Annotated in this window: 14 protein-coding genes; 6 read left to right on the forward strand and 8 right to left on the reverse strand. The window is 69.9% G+C overall.

All coding sequences use genetic code 11. The features are described from left to right. Positions 1-3 precede the first annotated feature (3 nt). Together GH266_RS04485 and GH266_RS04490 are read left to right on the forward strand one after the other, a co-directional pair. A complete protein-coding gene (locus GH266_RS04485) occupies positions 4-618 on the forward strand; it encodes a cysteine hydrolase family protein (RefSeq protein ID WP_158192837.1) in 615 nt (204 codons plus the stop codon). 1 nt (position 619) lies between these two features. Further along, positions 620-2,044: an FAD-dependent oxidoreductase gene (locus GH266_RS04490; protein ID WP_158192838.1), complete on the forward strand. Its 1,425-nt coding sequence runs from the start codon at positions 620-622 to the stop codon at positions 2,042-2,044. On the opposite strand, the gene GH266_RS04495 is transcribed toward GH266_RS04490, so the two are convergent. The 5 genes from GH266_RS04495 to GH266_RS04515 form a co-directional block, all read right to left on the reverse strand. Then, positions 2,034-3,134 carry an NAD(P)/FAD-dependent oxidoreductase gene (locus GH266_RS04495; protein ID WP_158192839.1) on the reverse strand — a complete coding sequence of 367 codons (1,101 nt, stop codon included), beginning with the start codon at positions 3,132-3,134 and terminating at the stop codon, positions 2,034-2,036. The genes GH266_RS04490 and GH266_RS04495 overlap by 11 nt on opposite strands. An 84-nt stretch (positions 3,135-3,218) precedes the next feature. Beyond that, the gene (locus tag GH266_RS04500; RefSeq protein ID WP_158192840.1) at positions 3,219-4,112 is read right to left on the reverse strand and encodes a LysR family transcriptional regulator; all 894 of its coding nucleotides are present in this window, start codon (positions 4,110-4,112) and stop codon (positions 3,219-3,221) included. 19 nt (positions 4,113-4,131) lie between these two features. Then, positions 4,132-5,109 carry a YeiH family protein gene (locus tag GH266_RS04505; RefSeq protein ID WP_244953773.1) on the reverse strand — a complete coding sequence of 326 codons (978 nt, stop codon included), beginning with the start codon at positions 5,107-5,109 and terminating at the stop codon, positions 4,132-4,134. A gap of 542 nt (positions 5,110-5,651) precedes the next feature. Then, a complete protein-coding gene (gene lhpI, locus GH266_RS04510) occupies positions 5,652-6,638 on the reverse strand; it encodes a bifunctional Delta(1)-pyrroline-2-carboxylate/Delta(1)-piperideine-2-carboxylate reductase (RefSeq protein WP_158192842.1) in 987 nt (328 codons plus the stop codon). Between the two features lie 275 nt (positions 6,639-6,913). Continuing rightward, positions 6,914-7,498 (reverse strand): single-stranded DNA-binding protein, encoded by a 585-nt coding sequence (locus GH266_RS04515; protein WP_158192843.1) that lies wholly within the window; start codon positions 7,496-7,498, stop codon positions 6,914-6,916. A 757-nt stretch (positions 7,499-8,255) separates the two neighbouring features. On the opposite strand from GH266_RS04515, the gene uvrA reads away from it, so the two are divergent. After that, positions 8,256-11,216, forward strand: a complete 2,961-nt coding sequence (gene uvrA, locus GH266_RS04520) for an excinuclease ABC subunit UvrA (protein WP_158192844.1) — start codon at positions 8,256-8,258, stop codon at positions 11,214-11,216. A gap of 779 nt (positions 11,217-11,995) precedes the next feature. Here the strand turns inward: uvrA and GH266_RS04525 are convergent. Further along, complete coding sequence (locus GH266_RS04525; protein ID WP_158192845.1) at positions 11,996-12,232, reverse strand: hypothetical protein; 237 nt, start codon at positions 12,230-12,232, stop codon at positions 11,996-11,998. 77 nt (positions 12,233-12,309) lie between these two features. Further along, on the reverse strand, positions 12,310-13,023 hold the full coding sequence (locus tag GH266_RS04530; RefSeq protein WP_158192846.1) for a DNA helicase: 714 nt from the start codon (positions 13,021-13,023) through the stop codon (positions 12,310-12,312). A gap of 378 nt (positions 13,024-13,401) precedes the next feature. On the opposite strand from GH266_RS04530, the gene GH266_RS04535 reads away from it, so the two are divergent. The 3 genes from GH266_RS04535 (at position 13,402) to GH266_RS04545 (ending at position 15,509) form a co-directional block, all read left to right on the forward strand. Beyond that, positions 13,402-14,019: an ATP-dependent Clp protease proteolytic subunit gene (locus tag GH266_RS04535; protein ID WP_158192847.1), complete on the forward strand. Its 618-nt coding sequence runs from the start codon at positions 13,402-13,404 to the stop codon at positions 14,017-14,019. A gap of 177 nt (positions 14,020-14,196) precedes the next feature. Further along, positions 14,197-15,027 carry an aldo/keto reductase gene (locus tag GH266_RS04540; RefSeq protein ID WP_158192848.1) on the forward strand — a complete coding sequence of 277 codons (831 nt, stop codon included), beginning with the start codon at positions 14,197-14,199 and terminating at the stop codon, positions 15,025-15,027. 134 nt (positions 15,028-15,161) lie between these two features. After that, positions 15,162-15,509 (forward strand): hypothetical protein, encoded by a 348-nt coding sequence (locus tag GH266_RS04545; protein ID WP_158192849.1) that lies wholly within the window; start codon positions 15,162-15,164, stop codon positions 15,507-15,509. Here the strand turns inward: GH266_RS04545 and GH266_RS04550 are convergent, their stop codons facing one another. Then, positions 15,510-16,187 (reverse strand): helix-turn-helix transcriptional regulator, encoded by a 678-nt coding sequence (locus GH266_RS04550; RefSeq protein ID WP_158192850.1) that lies wholly within the window; start codon positions 16,185-16,187, stop codon positions 15,510-15,512. Between the last annotated feature and the right edge of the window lie 59 nt (positions 16,188-16,246).

The following is a 16,246-nucleotide window of genomic DNA, read 5'->3' on the forward strand; positions in this document are numbered from 1 at the left end:
GCCATGCACGACGCGCCTCTCGACATCGCCCGCACGGGCCTGCTCATCGTCGATCTGCAGAACGACTTCCTGCACGCGGACGGCGCCTATGCGCGCGGCGGCCAGACCAGCGCAGACATCGCCGCGCTCCCCGAGCGCGTCCTGCCGCTGGCCGACAGCCTGCGGCGCAAGGGCGGCTGGGTGATCTCGACCCAGTTCACCCTGGTGCCGGGCAAGGGCGGCGAGCCCTTCATCTCGCCGCATCTGAAGGCGCTGCGCCCCTTCCTGCGCAAGGGGGATTTCTGCCCCGGCGCCTGGGGACATCAGCTCGTCGACGAGCTGCAGCCGGCCGATCTCACCGTGGAAAAGGTCGCCTATTCGGCCTTCTACATGACCCGGATGGAGTGGGTGCTGCGCAAGGCCGGCATCGACACGCTGATGGTCTGCGGCATCGTCACCAATGGCGGCGTCGCCTCGACCGTGCGCGATGCCCATGTGCGCGACTTCCGCACGATGGTGCTGAGCGACGGCTGCGCCGCCTTCTCGCCCGAGACGCACCAGCGCGCCATCGGCGATCTCGGCACGGTCGCGCGGGCGCTGACCTGCGCCGAGGCGCTGGCGCTGGTCGAGGCCGCCTGAGATGAGCGGCGCAACCCCGGCAACCGCACCTGCGATCTCGCGGGAGATCCCGGCCGCGCCCGACATCGAGACCGACGTGCTGGTGATCGGTGCGGGTGCCTGCGGCCTCACCGCGGCGCTGGCCGCACACGATGCCGGCGCCGAGGTGGTGGTGGTGGAGCGCGACGCCTCGCCCTCCGGCTCGACGTCGATGTCTTCGGGCTTCATCCCGGCGCCGGCAACGGCCGCGCAGCGCGCGGCGGGCATCTCCGACGACGACGCCGGGCGCTTTGCCGCCGACATCCAGGCCAAGGCCAAGGGGACAGCCAACGAGGCGCTGGTCTCTATTGCCGCCCGCGAGATCGGGCCGGCGCTCGACTGGCTCGCCGATGCGCATGGCCTGGAATGGCAGGTGCTGACCGACTTCCTCTATCCCGGCCACAGCCGCCACCGCATGCATGCGGTGCCCGAGCGCACCGGCGAGGCGCTGCTCGCCCGCCTCATCGCCGCCCTCGAGGCCGCCGGCATTCCGCTGGTCACCGAGGCGCGGGCGCAGGTGCTGCATCTGGGCGAGGCCCGCGCGTTGCGCGCGGTGACGCTGGCCCGGCCGGGCGGCACGCGCGAGACCATCGCCTGCAAGGCCCTGGTGCTGGCCTGCAACGGCTATGGCGGCAACCCGGAACTCGTTGCCCGGCACATCCCCGGCATGGCCGGCGCGCTCTATTACGGCCACGCGGGCAATACCGGCGATGCCGTGCTGTGGGGCGAGGCGATGGGCGCGGCGCGCTGGCAGTTGAGCGGCTGCCAGGGCCATGGCTCGCTCGCCCATCCGCATGGGGTGCTGATCTCATGGGCGCTGATGATGGAAGGCGCGATCCAGGTCAACGCGGACGGCCGGCGCTTTTCCAACGAGCATGGCGGCTATTCCGAGCAGGCCGTCAACGTGCTGGCCCAGCCCGGCGGCATCGCCTGGAACATCCTCGACGCGCGGCTCCACGCCTTCGCGCAAGGCTTTCCGGACTATCGCGATGCGATGGCGGCCGGCGCGATCCGCGAGGCGGGCGACATCGCCGCCCTTGCGGCTGTCACCGGCCTTGCCGAGAGCGCGCTGCGCGAGACGCTGGAGACGGTCGCGGAGTTTGCGGCGGGCCGCAAGGCCGACCCGTTCGGGCGCGATTTCACCGGCCGTCCGGCACTGCAGGCGCCGTTCTTTGCGGTGAAGGTGACCGGCGCGCTGTTCCACACCCAAGGCGGGCTCGGCATCGACGGGAGCGCAAGGGTGCTGGCCGAGGACGGGACGCCGTTCGCCAACCTCTTCGCCGCCGGAGGGGCCGCCTGCGGCGTATCGGGACCGGACATTTCCGGGTATCTGTCCGGCAATGGGCTGCTGACCGCCATCGCCTTCGGCCGCGTTGCCGGACATTCAGCGGCTAGCCTCAGGAGCTGAAGCGGCCGGGATCGAGCGCGGCGACGACCGCCGGGGCGAGCGCGGGCGTGCGGCCAAGAATGAGGTCCGCCGCCAGCCGCGACAGGGCCGGCGAGGTCTGGATGCCGTAGCCGCCCTGCCCGGCGAGCCAGAGGAAGCCCTCCGCCGGGTCCGAAAAGCCGACGACCGGCGTGCGGTCGGGCGCGAAGGATCTGAGGCCCGCCCAGCTGCGCTCGACGCGCGTCACCGAGACGGTCGTCGCCTTCTCGAACCGGTCGAGCCCTTCGGCCAGAACCATGTCGTCCGGCCAGGCATCCTGCGGCTCCAGCGGATCCTCGTCGGCCGGCGAGACCAAGAGCTTGCCGGCCTCCGGCTTGGCGTACCAGGCCTCCGAGGCGCTGACCACCGCCGGCCAGGATGAAACGTCCATGCCCTCCGGGGCCGGCAGGATCGCCGCCGAGCGCCGGTAGGGCTGGATGCCGAGAGGCGACAGGCCAGCAAGACCGGCGACGGTGTCGGCCCAGGCGCCGGCCGCATTCACCAGCACCGGCGCCTCGTAGGTTTCGCTGCCCGCCTCGACCCGCCAGACGTCGCCCTTGCGGGAAATCGACGAGACGCGCGCGGAGGTGGCGAGCCGGCTGCCGGCATGACGGGCGGCGCGCAGAAAGGCCTGCAACAGCCGGTCGACGTCGATATCGGCCGCGCCCGCCTCATGGGCGGCGGCCACATGGTCCTGCGAGAGGATCGGGAAGAGCCGCCGCGCCTCGGCGACCGGGATCTCCTCCAGCCCGTCGGCGCCATCCAGATAGGCGGCGAAGCGCTCCATCTCGTCCGGCCTGGCGACGACCAGCTCGCCGCGCGGGCTGAGGAACCCGGTCTCGGCAAAGCCGCCGCCGCCGGCCAGAACCTCGACCGAGGCGCCGTTCAGCGCCCGCAAGGTGGCATTGCCGTAGTTGCGGATGAAGATCGCCGCCGAGCGGCCCGTGGCGTGGCGGCCGGGCGCGTCTTCCATCTCCAGCACCACGGTGGAGCGCTCCGCGCCCAGATGCGCGGCAAGGCCGATGCCGGCAATGCCGCCGCCGATGATCAGGCAATCGCAGGTGATGGGCATGGCGCAGCTCCTTGGGCAAGATTCGGCCATGATACTGGCACGCATGAACAATTCCGGGAAAGGGGCGCCGGGAAAGGCTTGCCCTCACGTCGCGTCGGCAGGCACTTCCAGCGCTTGAAGGAAGGCGCGCGCGGCCGGGGAGAGGTGCCGGGCGCGGTGGCGCAGCACGAAGAAGGGGCGCGGCGGCAGGCTGAGCTCCAGCGCCGAAAGCTGGCCCGAGCGCACCGCCCCTTCCGCCACCAGCGAGGACAGGACGGCAGCGCCCGCCCCGGCCTCGACGGCGCTGCGCAGCGCCTCGTTGGAGGGGAGCTCCATCGAGATCCGCAGGTCGGCGGGCGCAAGGCCGAAGCTTTTCGCCAGCCGCTCCAGCATCAGGCCTGTGCCGGAGCCGGCCTCGCGGGCAACGAAGGTCAGCGCCTTCAAGGCATCGGCATTGACGATACCGCGCCGGGCGACGGGATGGTCGCGCGGCAGCACCAGCACCATGCGGTCGTGGCCCACCTCCGCCGGCGACAGGCCCGGATCGGCCACCGGCCCCTCGACCAGGCCGAGATCGGCCTCGCCCTCGCGGGTCCAGGCGGCGACCTGCTCGCTGTTGCCGATGGAAAGCGCGACACCGAGATGGGGATGGACTTCGCGAAACGCCTTCAGCCGGGCCGGCAGCCAGTAGTTTCCGACCGTCTGGCTGGCGGCAAGGCGGACGCTGCCGCGCCTGAGGCCGGCAAGATCGGCCAGCACCTCGCCGGCCGCCTCGGCCCGGGCAAGCACGGCGCGCGCCTCGCCGAGGAACACCCGGCCCGCCTCGGTCAGTCGGATGTTGCGGCCGACCCGGTCGAACAGGCGCACGTCGTGGCGCGCCTCCAGCGCGGCGATGGCTGCGCTGATCGTCGACTGGGTGAGATTGAGCGCCTCGGCCGCGCGGGTGACGTGCTCGCGCTCGGCCGCCGCCACGAAGATCCGCAACTGTTCCAGCGTCATCGCGCCCTGCCCGAAATGGTCACATCCAGACGGTCACCATTAGCAGGGAGATCGCGGCGATGAACAGGGCGGCGATGGCGGCAAGCAGCAAGGGGCGGATGCCGCGGGCGCGGATTTCGCCCAGATCCGTGGACAGACCGAGGCCGGCAAGCGCCATGGTCATCAGGAAGGTGGTCGCCTCGCCCGCACCCGTGCGGGCCGCCTCGGGCAGTTCCAGGCTGCTGGCAACCAGCACCATGGCGAGGAAGCCGAAGACGAACCACGGCACGGGAAGGCGGGCGGCAACGCCCTCGCCCGCTCCGTCCTTCGCCCGGCCGCGCCGGCACCAGGCGGCAAGAAGCAGCACCATCGGCGCCAGCAGCAGGACGCGCGAGAGCTTGGCGACCATCGCTGCCTCGCCGGCTTCCGCCGAGTGTCGGAAGCCGGCGCCCGCCACCTGCGCCACCTCGTGCACCGAGGCACCGACGAAGAGGCCGTAGCCGGCCGCATCCAGCCCGGCGAGCGGCGGCACCAAAGGCATCAAGACCATGGCGAGCGTGCCGAACAGGGTGACGCAGGCGACCGCATAGGCCGTGTCGCCCGCTCCCGCGCCCGTCGCCGAGCGGGTGGCGGCAACGGCCGAGGCGCCGCAGATCGAGGTGCCGGCGGCGATCAGCCGGGCAAGGTCCGGCGCAACGCCGAGCAGCCGGCCGGCCCACAGGGTCAGCGCGAAGGTGGCGACGAGCGCGGTCGCGGTGACGGCCAGTCCGCCGAGCCCGAGCGACAGGAGATCGGCCAGCGTCAGCTGCAGGCCGAGCAGAACGACGGCGGCGCGCAGCAGCGTCACCGCGGACAGGCGCACGCCCGGAACGACGCCCTCCGGCAGCGGCATCGCCGCGCGGATAACCAGCCCGAGCGCCATCGCCAGCGCCATCGGCCCGAGCAGGTCGAGACCGGGGACAAGCCGCAGGCCCTTGCCGGCGAGCGCAAGCAGGACGCACAGCAGGACGCCGGGCAAAACGAGACCGAAATTTGCGACAGATTTTGCAAATTTCGTCTCAATATTCGAGATTCCGGCGAAACTCATGCCTTGCCTCCTGCAATTTCGACGCAGGATGGCAGCGAAGTTTCATTCGCACAAACTGATTGTTTTCGTGATTATGATCGAGAAAATCGATTGATCGGATCAGGTCCGGAGCAAATGACCCCACCGCCCTCGGTTGGCGGTCCTGTCAGGCGGAGTTATCCCCGCATCGCCCGCCGCGTCCGGGCGGACTTGTCCCCGCCGGCCGGGACTTGCGCCAGCCTGTGCAGGCGTCTTCCCGGGCAAGGCGAGGAGGTGGCGAGAGGGAGCGCGGAAGGGACTGCGCGCCCTGACCGCTGCTCTGGCAGCCAATAGGCCCCGGCTCTGCGCTTGCGCGCGGCCGGGGTGACGGACGAGGGGATGCGAGGCCGTGCCTCTTTCTCAGGACGCCCTCCCGGCCGCAGGCGAAGCCGGAGAGCCGGGAACCATTGGCACCTTCGGCAGGAGCAAGGCGGAGCCCCTGCCCTGCCGCGCCGTCACATCACCGGCAGGATGCGCGACGAGGTGGACTGGCCGGTCCTGGCCGAGGCGGTCTCGAAGGCGAGGATCGCGGCGGCAAGATCCTCCAGCGCCGCGCCGACCGACTTGAACAGGGTGATGTCGTCGGCCTGGCGCAGGACCGCATGGGTGCCACGGGTGAGATCGAACAGGTCGGCCTCGATGCCGTCCTCGGCGAGCGCGCCGGAGGTCAGCGCCTGGACGATGTCGCCCGCCTCCTTCGTTGCGCCCTCGCGGGTGTCGACGAAGACCCGGGCCCGCGAGACGGCTTCGTCGTCGCTCTCGCGCATGGTCGGCTTGAACGCGCCAACGAGATCGAGATGGCTGCCCGGCTTCAGCCAGGCGCCCTGGACCAGCGGCGCCTCGGACAAGGTGGCGCAGCTGACGATGTCGGCATCGCGCACGGCCTCCTCCAGGTTGTCCGCCGGCTGGGCGAGAATGTCGAGCTCCCCGGCGATCTCTTCGGCAACCGCTCGCGCCTTTTCCGGATCGCGGCCCCAGACCGCGACCCGCGACAGCGGCCGCACCGAGGCGTGGGCGGCGGCAAGGTTGCGCGACAGGCGGCCGGTGCCGACCACCAGCAGATGGCGGGCGTCCTGGCGCGCCAGATAGTCGGCGGCGAGCGCGGAGGCCGCCGCCGTGCGCCGGGCGGTGAGTTCGCCGCCGTCGATCATCGCCACCATCTCGCCGGTGCGGGCATCGTTGAGCAGGTAGCTGGCCATCACCGCCGGCAGGCCGCGCGCGCCGTTGCCCGGCACCACCGTCGCCAGCTTGGTGCCGAGATAGCGCCCCGGCACCCAGGCCGGCATCAGGAGCAGCGTGCCGTCCGCCTCGCCCGGCACCTGGAAATCATGGTGATGGCGCACCGGGCTTTCGCAGCCGTCGCGGAACATCGTCCGCAGCGCCTCGATCAGCGGCCGCCATTCGAGAGCGGCGCGGGTGGCATCCGGATCGAGATGCAGCATGGGAGCCTCCGTGAGGGACCGGGAAGGATACGGGCGGACGGGAACGTCCGCCGGCTGGGCCAGCATGGTTGCACGCCAAACCCGGCGGCGCCAAGGCAGGATCGCCGCAACGGGGCAGCCCAGAGCGGGAGGTCGACGCGGGAGACCCGTGACGCACGCCGCCGACAAGGCCGGCGCGCCGGGCGAAGCGAAAAAAGCCGCCCCGAAACAGGCCGGGGCGGCACATGTCAGGTCTCGCCGGATGCGGGCCGAATGCGGCCCGGATCAAGGCTTGCTCAGAACGGGATCTCGTCGTCCATGTCCGAGCCGCCGCCGAAGCCGCCGCCAGAACCACCGGACCCGCCGCCGGAGCCGCCCGAGCCGCCGCCATACCCACCGCCCGAACCGCCGCCATAGCCGCCGCCCGAACCGCCACCGTAGCCGCCGCCGGAGCCGCCCTCATAGCCGCCGCCAGAACCGCCGCCTTCGACAGAGCGGCCGCCGCCGCCACCGCCACCGCCGCCCTCGCCGCGACCGTCGAGCATGGTCAGCGTCGAGTTGAAGCCCTGCAGCACGACTTCCGTGGAATAGCGCTCCTGGCCGGACTGGTCCTGCCACTTGCGGGTCTGCAGCTGGCCCTCGATATAGACCTTGGAGCCCTTGCGCAGATAGTTTTCGGCGACCTTGGCCAGGCCTTCGTTGAAGATCACCACGCGGTGCCACTCGGTGCGCTCCTTGCGCTCGCCCGAGCTGCGGTCCCGCCAGGTCTCCGAGGTGGCGATGCGCAAGTTGACCACCGGGCGCCCGTCCTGCATCCGGCGGACCTCCGGATCGGCTCCCAGATTGCCCACCAGGATCACCTTGTTGACGCTTCCCGACATTGTCGTCTCCTTGCCTGCCGGACGTTGCCGGCCTGTCCCTGAGCCGGCCGCTGTCCGGCCAGGCTCGTCGATGTGAGGCGGCCCGCCGACAGCAGCGGCGGGATCCCTTCATTGCATGCGGCACGCCCGCGCGCGCCGCATGGAGCGAACGGGAGGCCGGTGTTCATCCCGTGGACCTTAGCCCCGGGCAGGAGCCCGGCGAAAGGCCCGCGACCCGCGAACTGCGGTCCCGGCCCGCTTTTTGCGCGCACGCAGCCCGCTTTTCCACACGCTTTGTCGCAAAGGCGCCAGACGCGGGACCAAGACGCGGGCACATGACGCGGGCACATGACGCAGGCGCGTGGAGCAGGACGCCCCTTGCCCGACCCGCCCGCCCGCACCACATGCGGTCAATCTTGCGCGACAGTATATGTTCCTGATATGTTCACGCAATCGGATTCGGGATCGCCTGCGTAGAGATCTTTCGGAAAACGACCTGCCCCACCGGCGCCGGATGCGGAGCCGTTCGGACCCTTGGGAATCGCCCTGGCGGAATCGACGGATGCCGGTGCATGTCGTAGAAGGGCGGTGCTGTCGCCCGCTCCGCACGGCACTCCCGGCCGTGCCGGCCACGCTTCACCCCCGGACCGCCGGGGCGCTTGTCATTCCCGGCCTGGGCCGGGCCGTTTCACTTAAGCTGCCGCCGGCCCGCGCCCTCCCGCGCGGGGGCTGGCAGCCCTTCCAGACGCCGCAAGGCCGTCATCCAGGAACCGCACGCATGTCCAAGCCGCGTTCGACCTCCACGCCGCCCGCTTCCGCCGCCGACCGGCGCGTGATCAGCGTTCGCGGCGCGCGCGAGCACAATCTCAAGAATATCGACATCGACCTGCCGCGCGACGCGCTGATCGTGATGACCGGCCTGTCCGGCTCCGGCAAGTCGTCGCTCGCCTTCGACACGATCTATGCCGAGGGCCAGCGCCGCTATGTCGAGAGCCTGTCGGCCTATGCCCGGCAGTTCCTGGAGATGATGCAGAAGCCGGACGTCGACCAGATCGACGGCCTGTCGCCGGCCATCTCGATCGAGCAGAAGACGACCTCGCGCAACCCGCGCTCGACCGTCGGCACGGTGACGGAAATCTACGACTACCTGCGCCTCTTGTTCGCGCGCATCGGCGTGCCCTACTCGCCGGCGACCGGCCTGCCGATCGAAAGCCAGACGGTCAGCCAGATGGTCGACCGGGTGCTGGCGCTGGAGGAAGGCACCCGGCTCTACCTGCTGGCCCCGATCGTGCGCGGGCGCAAGGGCGAGTACCGCAAGGAACTCGCCGAGTTGATGAAGAAGGGCTTCCAGCGCGTCAAGATCGACGGCACGTTCCACGAGATCGCCGAGGCGCCCGCCCTCGACAAGAAGCTGAAGCACGACATCGACGTGGTCGTCGACCGCATCGTCGTGCGTCCGGACATGGGCGGCCGGCTGGCGGATTCGCTGGAGACGGCACTGTCGCTGGCCGACGGCATCGCCATCGCCGAATTCGCCGACAAGGCGCTGCCGGCCCCCGCCGACGGCGCCGTGCTGCAGAACCGCAACGAGACCCATGAGCGCATGGTGTTCTCGGAAAAGTTCGCCTGCCCGGTCTCCGGCTTCACGATCTCCGAGATCGAGCCGCGGCTGTTCTCCTTCAACAACCCGTTCGGCGCCTGCCCGACCTGCGACGGGCTCGGCACCACGCTCGCCTTCGAGCCGGAGCTGGTGGTGCCCGACCACACGCTCACCCTGCGCGAAGGCGCGGTGCTGCCCTGGGCCAAGACCGGCTCGACCTCGCCCTATTACGCCCAGACGCTGGACGCCATCTGCCGCCATTTCGGCGCCTCGATGGCCACCCCCTGGGCCGATCTGCCGGAGGCGGTGCGCGAGACGATCCTCAACGGCTCTGGCAAGGAAAAGATCGAGTTCGTCTATGACGACGGCGTGCGCAGCTACCGCACCGCCAAGACCTTCGAGGGTGTCGTCGGCAATATCGAGCGGCGCTGGCGCGAGACCGACAGCGACTGGGTGCGCGAGGAGCTGTCGCGCTACCAGTCCGACCGCCCCTGCCCGGCCTGCAACGGCTACCGGCTGAAGCCCGAGGCGCTGTCGGTGAAGATCGCCACCCGCCATATCGGCGAGATCTCGCAGCTCTCCATCCGCGATGCCGCCGCCTGGTTCGCGGAGTTGCCCGAAAAGCTGACCGACAAGCAGTCGGAGATCGCCCTGCGCATCCTCAAGGAGATCCGCGAGCGGCTGAAATTCCTCAACGATGTCGGCCTCGACTATCTGGCGCTGTCGCGCAATTCCGGCACCCTGTCGGGCGGCGAGAGCCAGCGCATCCGGCTCGCCTCGCAGATCGGCTCGGGGCTGACCGGCGTGCTCTACGTGCTCGACGAGCCGTCCATCGGCCTGCACCAGCGCGACAACGCGCGCCTGCTCGACACGCTGAAGCACCTGCGCGACCTCGGCAACACGGTGATCGTGGTCGAGCACGACGAGGATGCCGTTCTCACCGCCGACCATGTGGTGGATATCGGCCCGGGCGCCGGCATCCATGGCGGCGAGGTGGTGGCCGAGGGCACACCGGCGGAGATCCTGGCCAACCCGAAGTCGCTGACCGGCCAGTACCTGTCCGGCGCCATGGCGATCCCGATGCCGGCCGAGCGGCGCAAGCCGAAGAAGCACCGCCGCATCCATGTGGCGGGGGCGCGCGGCAACAACCTGAAGAACGTCTCGGCGGACATTCCGCTCGGTACCTTCACCTGCATCACCGGCGTCTCCGGCGGCGGCAAGTCGACCTTCCTGATCGACACGCTGTACAAGGCGGCGGCGCGGCGGCTGAACGGCGCGCGCGAGACCCCGGCCCCGCACGACCATATCGACGGGCTGGAGCAGCTCGACAAGGTGATCGACATCGACCAGTCGCCGATCGGCCGCACGCCGCGCTCGAACCCGGCGACCTATACCGGCGCCTTCACGCCGATCCGCGAATGGTTCGCCGGCCTCCCCGAGGCCAAGACGCGCGGCTACCAGCCGGGGCGCTTTTCCTTCAACGTCAAGGGCGGACGCTGCGAGGCCTGCCAGGGCGACGGCGTCATCAAGATCGAGATGCACTTCCTGCCCGACGTCTACGTCACCTGCGACGTCTGCAAGGGCAAGCGCTACAACCGCGAGACGCTGGAGGTGGAGTTCAAGGGCAAGTCCATCGCCGACGTGCTCGACATGACGGTGGAGGAAGGCGCGCGCTTCTTCGCCGCCGTGCCGGCGGTGCGCGACAAGCTGGAGACGCTGGCCCGCGTCGGCCTCGGCTATATCAAGGTCGGCCAGCAGGCGACGACCCTGTCCGGCGGCGAGGCGCAGCGCGTCAAGCTGGCCAAGGAACTGTCGAAGCGAGCCACCGGCCGCACGCTCTACATCCTCGACGAGCCGACGACCGGCCTGCATTTCCACGACGTCGCCAAGCTGCTGGAAGTGCTGCACGAACTGGTCGAGCAGGGCAACACGGTGCTGGTCATCGAGCACAATCTGGAGGTCATCAAGACGGCCGACTGGGTGATCGACCTCGGCCCGGAAGGCGGCGATGGCGGCGGCACCATCGTCGCGGCCGGCACGCCGGAGGACATCGTCGAGGCGCAGGCGAGCCATACCGGCCGCTTCCTGCGCGAGGTGCTGGAGCGCCGCCCGGCCCGCGGCATGAACGCGGCGGAGTAGACGCTTGGCCCCTGGCGGGCGAGGACGGCGGACGTGCGGGTAGCAGAGAAGCCGGTTACCTGTGCACGCCGCCACAGCCGCCGCACGACCACCTGACCGACCGCGTCGACGCCGTGAAGCGGAAAGATGTTCTTGGCCAGAGCCAGACCAATTTGCTAATGTTCATGGTGGACGGCCCTCTTGTTGGTGGCGTTCTTGCAACGACCCCGTTTTGGCACATTCGATGCCGTGGAGAAGGGCCGTCCACCCCATCATTCCGACCGCAGGCGTAGCCGCGAACCGGGGAGGCACGGCGCTGCGACCCTTGCCGAGCCCAGCCACCGACGCCCTCGGCTCGCCGGTCCCGGCTCGGCGCTTGCGCGCCGTCCGGGAAGACGCGGGGAAAGGACTGCGCGCGGGATGGCGGGCGAAACGGGGATACTGTCCGGCCGCAGGCGCTGCTCACCCTTTCGTCGGCTGCGCCGACATCTCCCCCTCATCTCTTCTTGTTGGGGGATGGCGATAGGGAGCGTGGAAAGGCCTGCGCGCCTAACCGCCGCTCTGGCAACCAATAGGCCCCGGCGCGCGCTTACGCTTGGCCGGGGTGACGGCCGAGAGGATGCGAGGCCGTGCGCCACCCACGGGGCGTCATCCCGGCCCTGCCTCACCCTCGGACGTCATCCCGGCCGCAGGCGAAGCCGGAGAGCCGGGATCCATTGGCAACCTCGGCAGGTGTGAGGCGGAAAGGCTTCTCGTCGCATCCATCAGGCATGGTGATGAAGGCGCCTCAACCGACTTTTTTATTTATAACCGTCGCTTTTCAGCTTCTTCATCCACTTTTCGAAATTCGCAGCGCCCCCGGCTCCAAGTCGCTTCTGAGGTCCCGACTTGAAGAAGGACACACGCTCGGCGATGAAGCAGCCCGCATTCGAGCAATTCAAGGTATAGGATTTTCCATCCTTCTTCAGGACAGCGTTGCCTGCCATGGCAGAGGCGGGAAGCACCAAGAGAAAGAGCACAAAAAACAACCGTCTCATCGAATTCTCCAGTATCTCAAGATTGAAAACACCTCGATCAAACGACGCCTCCTTGTGCGTGTCAAGAAAATCGGGGCCTACTTTCTTCCCTCCGTGACACGCAGCCGGCCCGCCTGCAGGAACACCGCCCGGTCGAAGAGCGAAAGGTCGAGCGGGTTGGGCAGGCGCAGGTCGGCAAGATCCGGCAAGGGTTTCAGCGCCGGATCAAAGGTGCGGTCGACCTGCGAGACGAAGACGAGCACCGCGCCGGAGCGCCGGGCGAAGGCCGAGAGCTGCGCGACCTGGGTGCCGAGGTCCGGCGTGTCGCGCCGCTGGTCGAGGATCTGCAGATAGTCGACGACGGCAAGCGTGCCGGGCGCGCAGCCCTGCAGCTGCTCCATGATGCGGGCCGCGCAGATCCCGTCGGAACAGTCGAGCGCGAGGAGATCCTTGAGCTGCCCCCGCGCGCCGAGCCGTTCGAGCCGCGCCTCGACCTCGCGCTCCGCATATTCCAGGGTGAAGACGGCGGCGCGGTTGCCGGCCTTCATCGCCGCAAGGCCGAGCTCCAGCGCCAGCAGCGTCTTGCCCTGGCCGGGACGGGCGGCGACGAGGATCATCTCGCCGGGGCGAAGGCGGGGATAGATCAGCGCGGCGGGCGAGCGCTCGGCGGCACGCTGCGCCAGAAGGCTCCAGCGGGCATGGCCCTCGCGGGCGGCGATGCGGTCGAGCGCGGCGGCAAGGGGAATGCCCGCCTCGCGGGAGAGCAGGCGGGCCTCGCGCTTGAGGCGGTAAAGGGGTGCGGAAAGCTGCATGCCGGAGACCTCCGTCTGCGGGCGATGAGCGCAATCCCTCCTCATGCGGCGCCCGAACGGGTGGTCCGGTGATGCGAAAGGCCCGGCATGGCACATGCTTTCCCGAAGCGGAGGGGGGAGGCGCGGGCAGCACCCGACTCGCATTTTAGCCGATGTTGCGCCGCGCTGGGAAGCGCCGCGGCGGCCGGCAGGTGTGAAACCCCGGCGCATGGGAGGGGACAAGGCGGGCACGACACCCGCTGTTCACCCAGTTCGACGCGGTGCACGGCAAATTGCGAGAACCCCTTTGCCGCGAGGGCACGCATCGCCTAAGTATGGGGAACGAGACCGGGCCCGGCGGGGCCCGATTCCGTCTTCATGAAGGAGCTGATCTTGCACATGACCATCAAGCCGAACGATGTGCCGAGCCGCCTCGACGACGAGGACGACGACGAGAAGACCAAGACGCCGCCTTCGATCCAGGTCGACAAGCATCTGTTCGACGCCCGCACGGTGCTGATCACCGGCCCGATCAACCAGGAACTGGCGCGCGACGTCTGCGCCCGGCTGCTGGCGATGGCGCAGGTCTCCAACGACCCGATCACCGTGATCGTGTCCTCGCCCGGCGGCCACGTCGAGTCGGGCGACATGATCCACGACACCATCAAGTTCATCGGCCCGGAAGTGCGCATCCTCGGCATGGGCTGGGTGGCGAGCGCCGGCGCGCTGATCTACATCTCGGTGCCCAAGGAGCGCCGTTACTGCACGCCGAACACCCGCTTCCTGCTGCACCAGCCGTCCGGTGGCGCCGGCGGCCAGGCCTCCGACATCGAGATCCAGGCACGCGAGATCCTCAAGATGCGCGACCGCCTGAACAAGCTGTTCGCGGCGGCCACCGGCCAGCCGATGGAGCGGATCGAGAAGGACACGGACCGCGACTACTGGATGGGCCCGGACGAGGCCATGAACTACGGCCTGGTCGGCAAGGTCGCGGCCTCGGTCAGCGACCTCGACTGATCCCGGCCGGCGCCCTCTTTCAAGAGAGGCAGCGCCGGTCCGACATTCCGGCCCGGCCGGCGCCTGCCCCTTCTGCGCAAGCAAGAAGGTGCGGACGTCCGCCGGGCCGTTTTCGTTTGCGGGGTCCCCCTCCCCGCCTTTCGCGACATCCGGACAGGACCGAACAGGAGCAGTGCCATGAACCACCATCTCACCCTCGGCGGCATCGACATTCCCGTGCTGGGGCTCGGGACCTGGCCGCTGAAGGACGAGCCGTGCCGCGACATCGTGCGCGCCGCGCTGGAAAGCGGCTGGGACCATGTGGACACGGCGGCGATGTATGCCAACGAGAAGGCGGTGGGCGCGGGCCTGCGCGCCTCGGGCCGCGCCCGCGACAGCTATCACGTGACGACCAAGGTCTGGCACGACAGCCTCGACCCGGAAAAGCTGATCCGCTCCTGCGAGGACAGCCTCGACCGGCTGGGGCTCGACCATGTCGACCTGTTCCTGATCCACTGGCCCAACCCGCGCGTGCCGCTGAACGAGCAGATCGAGGCGCTGCTGGAGCTGCGCCAGCGCGGCTGGACGCGCGCCATCGGCGTTTCCAACTTCACCGCCGCGATGGTGCGCGAGGCGCAGGACCTCGCCAAGGGGCAGTTGGTCGCCAACCAGGTCGAGTATCATCCGTTCCTGTCGCAGAAGCGGGTGCGCGCGGCGCTGGAGGCCGCCGGCATGGCGCTGATCGCCTATTCGCCCATCGCCAAGGGCCGCGTCATGGGCAACGAGACGATCGGCGACATCGCCAAGCGCTACGGCAAGAGCGAGGTGCAGGTGACGCTGCGCTGGCTGCTGCAGCAGGAGAACACCATCGCCATCCCCAAGACCGGCACGCCGGCGCGGCTCGCCGAAAACGCCGCCGTCTTCGACTTCGAACTGGACGAGGCCGAGATGGCAGCGATCTCCGCGCTCGGCAGCGCGGAGGGGCGCGGCATCGACCCGGACTGGGCGCCCGACTGGGACGGGGAATAAGCCTCGCCGCCCTCGGCGGACGGCCCCGACAAGCATCGGCCTGCCATCGCTTTGCCGCGATGGCAGGCGAAAGTGAGCGTGGGAGCGCCCCGGCGGCACGCAAAGGCCGGGCGCGACAACAGGGGGGACCCGGCATGCGCATCGACCGTTTGACGAAAGCAGGAACCGGCCTGGCCGCGGCAGCCCTTTCCGCGCTCGTGCTGATGACGCTCGCCCCGCAGCCGGCGGCGGCCCAGCGCCCGGACCTCAGGCGCATGACCTGCAACCAGGCGCAGGATCTTGTCGCCCGCCGCGGCGCGGTGGTGATGACCACCGGCCAGTACACCTACGAGCGCTTCGTCGCCGGCCCGCGCTGGTGCGACTACTGGGAAACCGTGCGCCCGGCGCAGGTGCGCACCCGCGACACCGGCCGCTGCATCGTCGGCTATATCTGCGAGACGCCGCTGTTCTCGCCTTGGGAGCGGCGCGGCGGCTGGCGCTGATCACAGGCTGGCCACATAGTCCTCGAACCGCCGCCCGCGCTCGCTCGGTGCCCGCTCGCCCGTCTCCTCCACGGACATGATGCGGTCGAGGCGGAAATTGCGGAAGTCGCCGCGCTCCTCGCACCAGCCGGTCAGCAGCCAGACCTCGTCGAACACCGTGAGACCGAGCGGGCGCACGCGCCTGCGGCTCTCCCGCCCGGCCAGGTCCCTGTAGGCGAGCAGCACGATCCGCTGCCGGCGGATGGCGCGGCGCAGCCCCGGCAGCCAATGGCGGGCAGCCTCCACCTGCGGGTGCTCGCGCGTGACGGCACGCAGCGGCAGGCGAAGGGTCGCCTCTCCGCCCGCCTCGCCCGCGGCCGCACCGATCTTGCCCGCGACGCGCAGCGCCGCCTCGCCCAGGGGCGCATCGCCCCGTGCGCCGACCAGCCGCATGCCGAGCGCGATCGCCTCCAGCTCCTCCTCGTCGAAGCTGAGCGGCGGCAGAAAGTAGCCGCGCTCCATCTGGTAGCCGAGGCCCGCCTCGCCGCGCACCGGCGCGCCCATCGCCTGCAGAGTGGCCATGTCGCGGTAGATCGTGCGCGGCGACACCTCGAGCGCGCGGGCAAGCGCCTCGGCAGACACCGGACCGCCGGCGCTGCGCAGCCGGTCGAGCAGGGAGAACAGACGAAACACCTTCATGACGCCATCCCTAGGTCGTGGACTCATAATTGTGCCGGAAACGGCGTCCGTTCGGGCAA

It is taken from the genome of Stappia indica (genome assembly GCF_009789575.1).
Classification (GTDB): domain Bacteria; phylum Pseudomonadota; class Alphaproteobacteria; order Rhizobiales; family Stappiaceae; genus Stappia; species Stappia indica_A.

Coding starts and splice junctions, on each gene's coding strand:
- GH266_RS04485 (WP_158192837.1), top strand. CDS start 4: ATGCACGACGCGCCTCTCGACATCGCCCGCACGGGCCTGCTCATCGTC.
- GH266_RS04490 (WP_158192838.1), top strand. CDS start 620: ATGAGCGGCGCAACCCCGGCAACCGCACCTGCGATCTCGCGGGAGATC.
- GH266_RS04495 (WP_158192839.1), bottom strand. CDS start 3,134: ATGCCCATCACCTGCGATTGCCTGATCATCGGCGGCGGCATTGCCGGC.
- GH266_RS04500 (WP_158192840.1), bottom strand. CDS start 4,112: ATGACGCTGGAACAGTTGCGGATCTTCGTGGCGGCGGCCGAGCGCGAG.
- lhpI (WP_158192842.1), bottom strand. CDS start 6,638: ATGCTGCATCTCGATCCGGATGCCACCCGCGCCGCTCTCGAATGGCGG.
- GH266_RS04515 (WP_158192843.1), bottom strand. CDS start 7,498: ATGTCGGGAAGCGTCAACAAGGTGATCCTGGTGGGCAATCTGGGAGCC.
- uvrA (WP_158192844.1), top strand. CDS start 8,256: ATGTCCAAGCCGCGTTCGACCTCCACGCCGCCCGCTTCCGCCGCCGAC.
- GH266_RS04525 (WP_158192845.1), bottom strand. CDS start 12,232: ATGAGACGGTTGTTTTTTGTGCTCTTTCTCTTGGTGCTTCCCGCCTCT.
- GH266_RS04530 (WP_158192846.1), bottom strand. CDS start 13,023: ATGCAGCTTTCCGCACCCCTTTACCGCCTCAAGCGCGAGGCCCGCCTG.
- GH266_RS04535 (WP_158192847.1), top strand. CDS start 13,402: ATGACCATCAAGCCGAACGATGTGCCGAGCCGCCTCGACGACGAGGAC.
- GH266_RS04540 (WP_158192848.1), top strand. CDS start 14,197: ATGAACCACCATCTCACCCTCGGCGGCATCGACATTCCCGTGCTGGGG.
- GH266_RS04545 (WP_158192849.1), top strand. CDS start 15,162: ATGCGCATCGACCGTTTGACGAAAGCAGGAACCGGCCTGGCCGCGGCA.
- GH266_RS04550 (WP_158192850.1), bottom strand. CDS start 16,187: ATGAAGGTGTTTCGTCTGTTCTCCCTGCTCGACCGGCTGCGCAGCGCC.